The sequence below is a fragment of the Fischerella sp. PCC 9605 genome (assembly GCF_000517105.1).
Classification (GTDB): Bacteria; Cyanobacteriota; Cyanobacteriia; order Cyanobacteriales; family Nostocaceae; genus PCC9605.
The window spans coordinates 2,718,966-2,732,688 of the sequence record NZ_KI912148.1; the positions used below are offsets into that span (position 1 = coordinate 2,718,966).

The 13,723-nt window shown below is 42.0% G+C and carries 8 protein-coding genes; 6 read left to right on the top strand and 2 right to left on the bottom strand.

Features of this window, described 5'->3' with window-relative positions; translation table 11 throughout:
* Positions 1–126 precede the first annotated feature (126 nt).
* Positions 127–864, bottom strand: coding sequence for a DUF928 domain-containing protein (locus FIS9605_RS0114260; protein ID WP_026733192.1), 738 nt, complete (start codon positions 862–864; stop codon positions 127–129).
* A 587-nt stretch (positions 865–1,451) separates the two neighbouring features.
* Between FIS9605_RS0114260 and FIS9605_RS0114265 the strand changes: the two genes are divergently transcribed.
* The 3 genes from FIS9605_RS0114265 to FIS9605_RS0114275 all read left to right on the top strand — a co-directional run bounded on the left by FIS9605_RS0114265 (position 1,452) and on the right by FIS9605_RS0114275 (position 7,663).
* Positions 1,452–3,113 carry an NF038122 family metalloprotease gene (locus FIS9605_RS0114265; RefSeq protein ID WP_231510329.1) on the top strand — a complete coding sequence of 554 codons (1,662 nt, stop codon included), beginning with the start codon at positions 1,452–1,454 and terminating at the stop codon, positions 3,111–3,113.
* 153 nt (positions 3,114–3,266) lie between these two features.
* Positions 3,267–4,886, top strand: a complete 1,620-nt coding sequence (locus FIS9605_RS0114270) for an NF038122 family metalloprotease (RefSeq protein ID WP_035139576.1) — start codon at positions 3,267–3,269, stop codon at positions 4,884–4,886.
* Between the two features lie 179 nt (positions 4,887–5,065).
* A complete protein-coding gene (locus FIS9605_RS0114275) occupies positions 5,066–7,663 on the top strand; it encodes a beta strand repeat-containing protein (RefSeq protein WP_026733195.1) in 2,598 nt (865 codons plus the stop codon).
* A 333-nt stretch (positions 7,664–7,996) separates the two neighbouring features.
* Here FIS9605_RS0114275 and FIS9605_RS0114280 read toward each other — a convergent pair whose 3' ends face one another.
* Positions 7,997–8,428, bottom strand: a complete 432-nt coding sequence (locus tag FIS9605_RS0114280) for a hypothetical protein (protein ID WP_026733196.1) — start codon at positions 8,426–8,428, stop codon at positions 7,997–7,999.
* A 583-nt stretch (positions 8,429–9,011) separates the two neighbouring features.
* Here FIS9605_RS0114280 and lon point away from each other — a divergent pair.
* From lon to FIS9605_RS0114295, 3 genes are all read left to right on the top strand, one after another.
* The gene (gene lon, locus FIS9605_RS0114285; protein ID WP_035139577.1) at positions 9,012–11,579 is read left to right on the top strand and encodes an endopeptidase La; all 2,568 of its coding nucleotides are present in this window, start codon (positions 9,012–9,014) and stop codon (positions 11,577–11,579) included.
* 730 nt (positions 11,580–12,309) lie between these two features.
* Complete coding sequence (locus tag FIS9605_RS0114290) at positions 12,310–12,561, top strand: hypothetical protein (RefSeq protein WP_026733198.1); 252 nt, start codon at positions 12,310–12,312, stop codon at positions 12,559–12,561.
* A 316-nt stretch (positions 12,562–12,877) separates the two neighbouring features.
* A complete protein-coding gene (locus tag FIS9605_RS0114295) occupies positions 12,878–13,708 on the top strand; it encodes a hypothetical protein (RefSeq protein ID WP_026733199.1) in 831 nt (276 codons plus the stop codon).
* Positions 13,709–13,723: the final 15 nt, after the last annotated feature.

The following is a 13,723-nucleotide window of genomic DNA, read 5'->3' on the forward strand; positions in this document are numbered from 1 at the left end:
TTTTGCTTGGCATAAGGCATAGGGGAAGTATTTAAATGGGTGGAAGGAATTCACCTGTGCTTATCCCCTAATCTGCTTATCCGGTTTATCAAGTTGGAAGGTAAATGCGTATTATTCTTCAATCAGTTAATTAATCAGGGGTGCATCGGCGATCGCATTCAAACCCACAGAATCTAATAGTTGTTGCCAGGAAACTGTGATGGTTGCATTCTGAGGTTGGGCTTGCTTTAATCGGGCAAGTTCAGAGGCGGTGTCATACCAAACGCCACTTTTAGCTAGGCGAGAAACCAACTCCAAGGAAGTAGACACATGGCCTTGATGTTTCAAGTGGACAGGCGGTTGAACTCGCTGAATCCATCCATTTACCAACGGACTATCCGGCTCTAATTGAGCAGAGCAAATCATCGCCAAAGACCATTGATAATTTTTACCTGTCTTGAGTGCAGCCACATGCTGAGGGAGTTTGATTGCCATTACACCAGGTTTTTCTGGCAAGTTGATAGTAGTTTGGTAGTGGTTTTTGGCTTGTTCATCTTGCAAACTAAACAATGCTTTTTTGGCGGTAGTTTGCGGAATATAGACAAGTATTGTCGGACGCTCTTTTACTGTGAACCCAATTTTGCTTGATGGAAGTACAGGTGTTACCGAGACCTTATCGTTTGTTGTCTGAGCAGACAGGCAGTTGTTACTGCTACTATCCCGGGAAGCTCCACCTGTGGAATCCCTGGGTGCAAGTATTCGTGGGGGTCTGAAAGTCACTTGGGCTACACTCGGCATGACCCCCATAGAGATAAAAGACAATGACAATAACAGGGCGCTTCCTAACAGACGGTATTTGGACATAGATTTACGCGGTTCTTGCATACAGTGTCTTTCCAACCGATATTTACAATTTCGATATCAACTCCTATGTATTCACAGGTAGCAAAATACCAATCGTCATATATAGTTTCGTATCTTTTTTTCCCAGATTAGATTATCAGTAAAGCAAGCGTGTTGTCAAAAATTAAGAATTAACTTGCAAAGAAATCAACAGCTTGTTGTCAATAAAATATCAGGTTCTAGCCAGTTTAACTTAAGTCCTAGAAATTCTGTAGACTGTTAGTCGTTAAATACTATTTATAGTTCAAATAGAAGATATTTTTTGCCTATTCTTAGGCTTAATTATGTTTAAAAATATACATTATTCTCAAATTATTATATCCCATTTCGCTGACTGAATTTTTTCTATACTTATAATAACTTTACAAAAAATTTTCCTCAACCACTAGATATGCTGCTGATATGCAGTTGATATAAGTATATCTACGTATTAAAAAAATAAATACAAGTATATTAATTATGTCAAAAACTATTGAATTCATTTAACATTAATTAAATAGAACGTAGTAAGGCAGAAGATTTTCATGATTCTGAAGATACAGCGTTTCTTGTCAGTTGCAAAACTTACAATGAAAAAGATTAATCATCAGAAATCTCCCATATACAGTCGCATAAATAAAGTCAAGCAAGCTACTTGTCGTGGGAAGTTGTTTTTGTTAGGATTACTTATTTGTGCGGCAATTATTGGTAATTTCCAGCTAGCGCAAGCACAAAACACAACATATACTACCACTGATTCAAAAACGACAGCAAAATTCCAGATTTACTACGGCCCTGAGACCACCCTAGACCAGATGATTGGCACGGAGTTAGCAGGGAAGATATGGAGCCAATACCTTGGCGATAATGTCACTATTAAGCTGTTTGCTTCGACTACCAGTGGGTTGCCTAAAAATGTTCTTGGCTCTTCAACAGCAGAGATGCTAAAAAACAGGCATTCATACGAGGAACTTTACAAACAATTGTCTGTAGATAAAAAATCACCAAATGATTTTACTGCTGACCAAAACCGTTTGAAGTTTCCTTATCTGAGTGTGATGCTCAATGGTAAGGTCATAGAAAATGTTGACAAAACAAACATCACCCGTGCTAATGCCAAAGCCTTAGGGTTCCTTTCCGGCACAGATACTACTGATTTTGATGGTCATATTGTACTAAGTAAAGACCTAACTAACATAAGTAATGTAAATACATTGTCATGGAGTTATAACTACAGCAATAACGAGATTCCACTTAGCAGCTTAGACTATTTGACTACAATGGTACATGAAATAGGTCATATCTTAGGCTTTGTCAGTGGAATAGATAATCCCCACTTAGAAGCGGCGCTAAGAGATACAGAGCATCCGATTACAGATGATGTGATAGATAAGATTTTCACTCCACTAGACCTAGAGCGCTTCTCTGATACAAGCAAAAACCAGGTAATAAAATATGACAGTGGCAAGTACTCCTGGACAGGAATACCAGATTTATCAATTGGTGGCAATCCTTTCTTAACCTTTGATAAAGGTAATTCAACAGTTGAGAAAACAGCAACAGGAGAAGAGACTTCCTTAGGTGGCGATGGGGAACAGGGTTCTCACTGGAAAAAAGGTACAGATGGCATCATGGATCCCTATCTGCAAACAGGTAAAAGAGAGGTAATCACACATATTGATCTCACCGCATTGGATTTAATGGGTTGGGATGTGCGATCGCCAGCTATGGACTTAGAGCAATTAGCACAGAAGCTACCAACTCTATACAAGGAAGCCAAGAAAACAGCGGAAGATAAGATGGCAAATGCCTCTACTTGGTTTCTGCTTTCTCCCCCAGAACTGGTAAACCCGGTAGGGGGTGACGCCAACGTCACCTATACTATAGGTGAAGGCGATAGTCAGTCCTGTAGCTCAAACAACGGTGTGACGTATTGCTATAACTCAAGCGGTAGTACATCCTGTAGCTCGGACAATGGTGTGACGTCTTGCATTTCCGAGACTGGTGAAGTCAAGACTTTCTCACCGTCTTCACTAGACCCATCTCTAGAAACATATTGTCAAGATTCAAAAAATCAGTCCAAGCCCGATTGCTTATTATGGCGTTCCTCTGGTTCCCATAAATATTGGGACGCATATTACCAAAAACTGATTTTTCTTAGCCAAAAATGGCTGCCAAATGAAACAACAACCTCTGATGCCAAAACCGTGTCAGAAGTATTTGCTACTCTGGGTCTGGTGGGCTACAAATAAAGGTGGATTGATTTACCTCTCCCCTAGTAAGGAAGAAAAGGGGATTACGTTTGTCCTAAGAGAATTGCTAGAACTATTCTTTCTATACTTTAAAAATTATCAGATGCATACTACCACTCACTTTTACAGAGGATAGTAAGGCTGAAGATTTTCATGAACCTGAAAATAAAACATTTCTTGTCAGTTGCAAAGCTGGCAATCAAAAGAATTAATCATCCAAAATCTCCCATGTACGGCCGCAGAAATAATATCAAGCGAGCTACCCGTCGTGGGAAGTTGTTTTTGGTATCATTACTTGTCTGTACCGCGATCGTTGGCAACTTCAAGCTAGCACAAGCACAAACCATAGCATACACTACCACTGGATCAACAACGACAACAAAAATCCAAATCTACTACGGCCCTGAGACTACCCTAGACCAGATGATTGGTATGGAGTTAGCAGCTAATGTGTGGAGTCAATACCTTGCGGATGATGTTAACGTCAAGCTGTTTGCTACGACCACCAATAGATTACCTAAAGACGTTCTTGGGTCTGCAACAGTAGAGATGCTGGTACCAAAGACTTCATACCAAACTTTTCTCTCGAAGTTTAATGCAGATAGAAAATCACAGAATGATTCTACTGCCTCTAAAAACTTTCAGACGATAGGTGATGATGATGATAGTTCTGGGTTGAGTGTGATGGTCAAGAATCGGGTGATATCGGGTATTGACTATATCAACTTTGCCCGTGCTAATGCCAAAGCCCTAGGAATACTTTCTAGCACAGACACTGGTTTTGATGGTCATATTGTTTTAGATAAAGACCTAACTAACCTCAGTACTGACCCAAACGAGTCATTGACATGGAGTTATAATTACACCAACAACTCGATCCCATCTGAGAGCTTAGACTTTTTGACTACAGCGATACATGAAATGGGTCATATGCTAGGCTTTATCGATGGGGTGGATAATCCCAACTTGTTAAAGGCGATAAAAGACAATAACATCACCGATTCTGTTGTCGAGAAAAGTATCACTCCACTAGACCTATACCGCTTCTCTAGTCTAAGCAAAGACAAGGTAATATCAGGTGACGACGATGACAGCACCGATATCAAGGGAATACCAGACTTATCAATTGGTGGCGAACCTTTCTTCACTTTTGACAAAGGCAAGTCCAAGGTTGAAGACATGGCAAAAGGAGAAGATAGTAGCTTAGGTGGCGATGGAGACCAGGCTTCTCACTGGCTAAAAGGCAAAAAGGGCATCATGGAGCCTTATTTGCAAACAAGTAAGAGAGAGGTAATTGCAGATACAGACCTGACTGCATTAGATTTAGTTGGTTGGGATGTGCGATCGCCAGCTATGGAATTAGACCAATTAGAGGCTATCCTACCAAACCTATACAATCAAGCCAAAGCTACAGCAGAAGCCAAGATGGCAGATATTTCTACTTGGTTTCTCACCACTCCCCCGGAACTAGTAAATCCAATCAGCGTCGACAATAGCACTAATGTGGAAGATGATGACGATGACGATGACGATGATGATGACGATGATGATGGAAACTCTGTCTCTGAGCCTTCACAAGACTCTTCTCTAGCAGAATTTTGTAAAGACCCCAACAATTACAACACCTCTGAGTGCTTGTTATGGCGTTCTTCTGGTTCCCAAGAATGGGATGTATATTACCAAAAAATAACTTCTCTTAACCAAAAATGGCTGTTAAAAGCACCAACCATCTCTAAAGCCAAATCAGTGTTAGAGAAGGGAGCAAGGGGATAAAGGATTAGGTTCACTTCACGAGAATTGCTAGAACAATTATTTTCTAGACCTTAAAAAATATCAGATGCATACTACCAAAACTTTTTCTAAGGGGAAACAATTATTTCCCCTTATTATTTGTTTATCCTCTTAAAAACTTTTTTTGATACTCTCTCAAGTCTTGAATGGGATGAAACTATATGTTTTTTGAATCTACAACAATTTTACATAAAACTTTTTATTTCCTTCTACAAAAGAAATCCTTGTTTCCTCTGATTACTATCTCTCTTCTCTTAAAAACTCCCTTGCCAGTCAGAGCGCAAACCCAAATTACCCCCGATGGCACCCTACCTACCAACGTCAATAATATTGGTGGGGGAATCCATGAAATCACTGGTGGTACTCAACCTAATAATGGTGCTAACCTTTTCCACAGCTTAAAAGATTTCTCCGTACAATCAGGAGACACAGCTCGTTTCGTCCATCCCCAAGGTATTGACAACATCATCACCCGCATCACGGGCGGGTCGCCTTCTCAAATTAACGGCATTATCCAAACACTGATCGACGACACTACAGATATTGGTCGTGCCAACCTTTTCCTCATCAATCCCAGTGGTATTATCTTTGGCGAAAATGCCCGTTTGGATATAGGCGGTTCCTTTTTTGCTACCACCGCAGATAAACTGAAGTTTGCTGATGGTACAGAATTTAGTGCCATCAACCCTACAGCCAACCCACTGCTGACAGTTAGCGTTCCCATTGGATTGCAATACGGGTCAAATCCTAACAGTAGCATTCGTGTTAATGGTAATGGCAACAATTTATTAGTCGATTTTAATTCTGGTTATGTAGACCGTAGTAACCGCCCATTGGGACTACACAATGTCACCCAAACAGGTAAAACCATAGCTCTTGTGGGTGGTAATGTGGTTTTGGATGGGGGAAATGTTACTCTTCCCTCTGGAAGAGTGGAAATTTGGTCAGTCAACAGTGGTGAAGTTGCTTTAGCTAACAATAATCAACAGTTACAACTTCAACCAGGAGAAGGAATTAACTACGGTAACATCGAACTGCTAAATGCGGCATCTATTGATACTAGTGGCAACAGTGCAGGTAGTATTCTACTGCGAGGTGAAAACATTAGCCTGACAAACAGTTCAGCTATTGTCACAGACACTTTGGGAGATGGTACACCAGGAACACTGAATATCTTTGCTTCTGAATCCCTCAAGGTACAGGGGATAGTTGATAATCCAAATTATTGGACTAGCATATTTGCTGATGTAGCACCAGGCGCAACCGGAAATGGCAGCAATATCGCCATTGAAACCAAAACCTTGCAGGTAACTGATGGGGGCCAAATACAAACTGCAACTTTTGGGGCTGGTTCTGCGGGCGATTTGAGCGTGAAAGCTAAGGATATTCAAGCTATCGGCGATTCCCCAATCGGAGCCAGTGGCATATTTTCCCCAGTTAATCCAGGAGCAACTGGTAATGGGGGTAACTTAAATATTGAAACTGGTAGTTTGCAAGTTGCAGCAGGCGCTCAGATACTTACTAGTACCTTTGGTTTAGGTCAAGCTGGAGAATTAAATATTAATGCTTCTGATATAGAAGTGACAGGTGTTGCACAATATACAGATGTCTTTACAGGTGAAATCACAGAAGCTCCTAGCCAAATTGCAGCCACCGTTATAAAAATACCAGAATTTCCTGGTTCTGGCACTGGTCGGGGTGGAAATATGAAGATTCAAACCCAAAATTTACGCCTTGTAGATGGCGGTCAAATAACTTCTGCTACCGAAGGTTCAGGAAATGCTGGTAATTTGCAAGTTAACGCTGATAATATTGAGTTGGTGGGCATTAGCGAGGGAACTCGTAGTGGGTTATTTGCTAGCGCTTACCAAGACAAGGGCGATGGGGGCAATATCACACTCACTGCTAATAAGTTAACGATTCGCGATGGTGCTACCATCAGTGTGAGCAACTTCCAAAGCCAAAACCGAGTTCCCCCAGGCACAGGCGCAGCGGGTAGTATTGAAATTAACGCCCCTTCCCTGCTACTGAACAACCAAGGCACAATTACTGCTGATACTAACGCTGGTGATTTTGGTGACATTATCATCCAATCGCAAAACTTGATGATGCGTAACGGGAGTAGAATCAGTACCAATGCCCGCAACAGTTCCCGTGGCGGTAATATTAAAATCTCCACTGATACTTTAGTCGCTGAAGAAAATAGCGATATCACTGCAAATGCCCAAAAAGGTTTTGGCGGACGGGTGGTGGTGAATGCCCAAGGTATTTTTGATATCCAGTTCCGCGAACAACTCACCCCAAAAAGCGACATTACCGCCACCTCGCAACAGGGATCTGAGTTTAGTGGTACAGTGCAAATCAACGCGCCAGATATAGACCCATCTCGGGAGTTAGTGAAACTGCCGATAAATTTAACCGACCCCTCCCAGCAAATTGCTACAGGTTGCGCTGCTACGGCAAGAAACAATAGTTTCATCGTCAGTGGACGGGGTGGTTTACCAGAAAACCCCAACTATACTCTACGGGGTCAGACCCTGTGGGATGATCTGCGGAATTTATCATACCCACAGAAGACAGAGCAAAGACCTCAGACCACTGAAAGAAAAGAGAAGCCAAAGGACAGAAAGCAGGTGCCAGAAGAAAAAATTGTGGAAGCGCAAAGATGGGTTGTTGCTCCCGATGGTAAGGTGGAATTGGTAGCAATGGTGTCTAATGCAACCCCTGAATTGCGGATTCCTGTCTGTGGTGGGGTGTAGTGAAAGCCTTCCTCTGTTCTCCCGTAAGGCAATCAACTTTACCATCAATATTATGAATTTGAAGGCATTTGCTTAAAGACAATAAAGAATGTCCAGAAAAAGCGATCGCCCAATTTTGATACTGTTCAAAAAGGTTAGTGGTTGATGGTTGTTGCTTGTCAATAGATAAATCTCTAAGCAATTTTATACCTGTAGGTCTAATCAGAAGCTTATGTCATCCCGAAGGGTAGTAATAGAAGTATTTTATATTACTAAAGAGTTATCTTAGTCTTGTACTCTCTCAAAAATTTATAGGTAAAAAAACGATAATCACACTTTTAAATGTTAAAGCAATTAATATCTAGCACTACTAGGCAGAAAAAAAATATCTATTGTTTCACCTATTCCTAAACCAAACATAGCCAGTAATGTTAATAATAAGAGAGTATCTCGTTTACTAAATCCAGCAAAACGCAATTCTATTTCTGCTAAAATTGTTGTTGCTAATGGTGCGAGAATGAAGGTAAAAAAGATAGACCAAGTTGCTATTAAAGCAACCGATGCACTTAAACACAACACTACAATTAAGATTTGAGAACCAAATCTCAGTAAGCGATCTAACCAAGATAAACTCCGCCAAACTACAGTTAACACTAAAGCTACTACTAAAATTCCTACAACCCAAATAATATGATGAACAGACAGATACCACCCCAAAAACGCGTAAGCCAACCAGAGTAATACTAGGGGTGTCCAAGGAAACTCGTTGAAAAATTCGACATTCATAACTTCGTCGTTATCCCTGCTAATAAGGCAGATAATTTAAATTTTATATATACATTTTTATTCATGTATGTTTCATAAGAGAGATACTTTTTAAGTAAGTGTGTAATAATATATATTCATCGAAATTAGTATTAAAAATCACTTTTTAATCTTTGCGCGTGGGTATAGTTTATGTAATTTTTTACTAAGCAATTATCCATATATTGTCTTGTAAAAAAAAATTAAGTAATTGGATTCATTGGTATTATTAATGAACACAATAAAATTTTGACAAAAAATCGCTAAGGTTGGAGATGTTCAAAAGGGCGTTTATCCTAGGCAAGGATGAAATTTTGTTGTCAGCCATTACGAAAATGGGCAAAATCTTTTATTTAAGCAAGATTCATGCCTGAACGGAAATGAACAAATATTGAATTGGCGATCGCCCTCACTGTCGCTCATAGCATTTTTCTTGTTAAACCGGGGATCAATTATGGCTTACCCTCACAAGTTCCTCACATTTGTGGCTTAACTTCAAAGTAGAGTCACCATGTCTTGCTGGTGCTAAAACTCTTTTTCTGGCAATACCCAGATGGGAGGTTGTATGAACTACCTTACACACTTATTCCCAGGAGCGCCAAAAACGCTGGAAACGAGTCTACTTCTTCCCCTGCGTAATGTCGTACTCATGCCAGGAATTACTTTACCTGTTGTCGCCGGGCGATCGCGCTCGGTTGCGGTTGTAGAAGCTACAGCACTGACTTCCCGAAAAGAACTGGTGATTGCCACAGTTAGACCAGAAGCGGTTCCCAGGCTGAACGCCGACGAAAATGCGGAAATTGAAAGCTTGGAGGAAATTTATCCTGTTGCAACTCTCGCAGCGATCCAACGCATCATCCGCTTGCCAATAGGAGCGATACAACTGATTGTGCAAGGAAAAGAGCGAGTCCGGATCGAGCAAATGCAGATTAGCGATCGCATTGTGGAAGTCAAGTTTCAGCGACTACCTCTACTGACAAAAGAAACTGCCATTACATCTGGAAGTTCACCAACCACCATCGAAGCATTGACTGGGGTAATTAAATCTCTGTGGCGAGAAATTGCTGCTGTGAATCCCAACCTTCCAGAAGAAGTATTAGATGTTTTGCTAGACAATGACGATCCTGTGGAGTTAGCTTACCAAACCAGCATGTTACTTCCGCATGATGTCGAAAAACTCCAGTCACTATTGGAACAAGATAACTTGGAGGCATTATTGCAGCAAGTGGTGGCTTCTTTGAAACAAGAGGTAGAAGTTCAACGCCTGCGGGGCGAAATTTTAGGGGAAACGAAAAAAGAAATTGATCAACAGCAACGAGAATTCTTCCTGCGACAACAATTAAAGAAAATTCAACAGGAATTGGGAGAAGGTGAATCAGAAACCCAAGAAATTCAAGAATTGCGATCGCAACTCGAAGCAGCGCAATTACCTGAAACTGCATACAAGCAAGCCAAACGAGAACTTGCTCGCCTAGAACGAGTTGGTAGCAGTTCGGCAGAGGGTGGTGTAATTCGCACTTACCTAGACTGGCTGTTAGAAATGCCCTGGAACAAAACCGTACAGGACAATTTAGATTTGCAAAATGCCAGGACTGTACTAGATACTGACCACTACGGTCTTGTGAAAGTAAAAGACCGCATTATTGAACACTTGGCTACTTTTAAACTCAAAAGTCAACAGTCAAAAGTCAATAGTCAACAGGATCTCCCCATCTCCCCATCCCCCCATCTCCCCATCTCCTCACCTCCCCATCCCCCCATCTCCCCATCTTCAGAACACTACACCATCGGCACAGTCCTGTGCTTCGTCGGCCCACCAGGGGTAGGTAAAACTAGTCTCGGTCGTTCTATTGCCCGTGCTTTGGGGCGTCCGTTTGAGCGAGTGAGTTTGGGTGGATTGCGGGATGAAGCGGAATTGCGAGGTCATCGTCGCACTTATATTGGAGCGATGCCAGGTCGGATCGTGCAGGCGCTGCATCGATCTGGGGTGAAAAATCCCGCGATCATGCTGGATGAATTGGATAAAGTCGGAATGGACTATCGCGGCGATCCGGCTTCAGTATTGCTAGAAATACTTGATCCACAGCAGAATTACTGCTTCCGAGATTTATATCTGGATTTGGATTTTGACCTCTCCCAAGTCTTCTTTATCGGTACTGCTAACGACTTGTCGAAAGTTCCTGCACCTTTACTGGATCGCTTGGAAATTATCGAGCTATCAGGTTATTCCGAAGAAGAAAAACTAGCGATCGCCCAAAAATACCTCCTACCCCGCCAGCTAGAAAAAGCAGGACTCCCCAGCGACGCAGTGCAGATACTACCGGAAACCTTGCGCTTGGTGATTGAATGCTATACTCGCGAGGCTGGAGTCCGTCGGCTGGAACAACAATTAGGTACTATCTGCCGGAAGCTTGCAGTCCGCCATGCTGACGGAAAAACTGAGCCGATGCAGATTCATCCAGAACAGCTAGAAGACTTACTTGGCCCGAAAATCTTTTTACAAGATGAGATGCGGAAAACACCGAGACCAGGTGTTGCTACCGGTCTAGCATGGACTCTTGCAGGTGGAGAAGTTTTGTTTGTGGAGGCGGTGCAGTTACCTCAAGGTAAAGAACTAGTCCTGACCGGACAACTGGGTGAGATTATGGAAGAGTCGGCGCATATTGCTTATTCCTACGTCTGGGCAAATGCGGCGTCTTGGGGTATCGATACGCGTGTGTTTAGAGGCAATGGTTTACACATCCACGTCCCAGCAGGTGCTGTACCCAAAGATGGGCCTTCGGCTGGGGTGACAATGGTGACAGCAATTGCTTCCTTATTGACCAAGCGATCGGTGCGGACGGATACAGCCATGACTGGGGAAATCAACCTCAGTGGTGAAGTCTTGCCCATTGGCGGCGTGCGTGAAAAGGTGTTGGCAGCTAGGCGAGTTGGTATCAAACGCATATTATTACCGCAGCAGAATGCCAAAGATTTAGTAGATGTACCAGAAGATGTTCGCAATGAAATGGAATTCATATTTTGCGATCGCATCGAGCAAGTGCTGGAAAATGCCCTGCTACCTCCGGATGATTCTCAACGCGCAAACACAAACGAGAATGGTCATCAACAGCCTGCATTAGCTCACAATTAGAGGCTCATAAGCTGTTGCGCTTACACATTGCACTTTTTTTCGTTAAGACCGTCACTTGTCATTAGTCATTTGTCCTTGGTTCTTAATGACTAGCCCTGTCAAGGTGGGTAAAAAACGAACCATTATCTTAGTAGAGAAGACTATTTTCCTCTTTGTGTCTTTGTGTCTTAGTGTTTCAATAATTCTTTTTTCACCACCCTCCGGGTACTCTACGAGAAGCCCTACTCTGCGAGAAGCCGCGCTGCGCGCGTCTACATGGGGGGAACCCCCTTTGGAGCGCGCTGCTCACCGCCCTGACGGGCGTCTACGCCAGTCCCCCCTAAAGGCAGAAGCCCTTACGGGTTCACCAGTCGCTCATGGGGGAAACCACGGCAGGTGCTCATGGGGGGAACCACGGCGCTCTATGTGCGGACGCAGGTTCCGCACCCGCGCCTCCCCAAGACCGCACTGCCTCCCCAAGACCGCGTTCCTCACCAAGACGGGGGCTGGACTCACCAAGACACAAAGACACCAAGAAAAATCCATTTCCAAGACTCACACCTTGACAGGGGTAGTTCTTAATGACCAATGACTAATGACTAATGACTAATGACGACCCTCACGAGCAATTGTGCAATTTTAAGGTGTTACAGCTGATGTATCTGATTTTTGCGAACTATTTCACAGATGAGTCTTTGGATTGGGTTCGTTATAGCATTTAGTTAGCAGCATTTGACATAGGAGAATTGCTATGTTTTTGATGCACAAACCATCGGGAGATTTAATCGAGATTTTGACCTTAGATCAACTCTTCAACCCCTGTATGAAAGAAGTAACAGGAATCGATCATGTCGGTGAAGAGATGCAAGAACCCGCTTCTTATCTGAAGATGGAAATGGTATTTCCTTCTGGTGAATCCCTGCCACGTTGCTGGTTAGATGCTCACTATCGGGAAACAAAACACCAAGTCAGTACAGAGGAACTAAATCTCGCTGTTAGCTAAATTTGTAATTTGGCAAGACAGTAAATTTACCCAGTTCGATTGCGTGAATAGACTAAATTAAAATAACCGACATTATTGACTTTGGCAATAGAGGTATAAGATTTTCAAACTTCTTAATGGGGCGATCGCTACTTTTTTACAGCCAAGGCGATCGCCCATCCATTTTCCTACTACTTCACAAGTTCCTCAAATTTTTTTGCCAATCTAAAAATAAAACCTAGAAGTAAAAAACTTAGAGTTAGAACCAGCGACAATAACAATTGTTGGCTTACTTCAAGTATTGCAATTATTTGTAATATCAGGGTGGGGTTTAACAATGACTATTGCAGATGTAAAAATTCAGCCAAAACCCCAAAATGAAAACCCGAAAAAACCACACAATAAAGTGGTATTACTTGCATTGATTTTAGTAGTTACTACTATTGCAGGTGGAGTGTTTGGCTGGTTTAGATTCAAAAATGAACAAGAGCGAGTTCAGGCGTTGTTGAGTGAGGCTTGTCAGACTGATAAATTATTAGATATCACAACGCTAGAAGCTTATAAGCGGAAGTTGGATGAAGCAAACAAAATCGTGATTTTGTCTAAAATCCCGATTTTAGGTTCTCAGGAATTACTAACTAATTATAACAGTTGCCAACAAAAGATTAAAGTGGCAGATAATTTCTTTGCCCAATTAAAAACATTAGTGGCAGAGTTCAGAGAATTTGCTAACGATAAACCATTAACAGGTTTTGATATTTCCAAAGTTTCTGAACGATTGGACAAATTAGAAAAGCAATTCTCTGATTTCACAAACCAGTCACGAATAATACAAGACGAGCGAGTTATTTGGCATTTACGAAATGCGTTAGACCAGTATAAACTCGGCTTACAAGCCCGAATTGACTGTCAAAAAGGAAATAATTGTTTTCCAGCTTACTTCACTAAAGAACCTTTTCTAGATGCTGAATCCGATGTAGCACGTCGCCTGATCCAAGATTACCAGATGGAAGTAAAATACCCTCGTTACCAGGACTTCTTCTTAATAAGACTAGGTATTAACCTAAACGATGCTATGACAACTCTGGAGAACACTGCACAACAAAGTATTGCAGCAGCAGAAAATCATCTCTCTTCAGGCGTTGTTGAACGAGGCTTGTTAGACTGAGAATTTGACATCAGG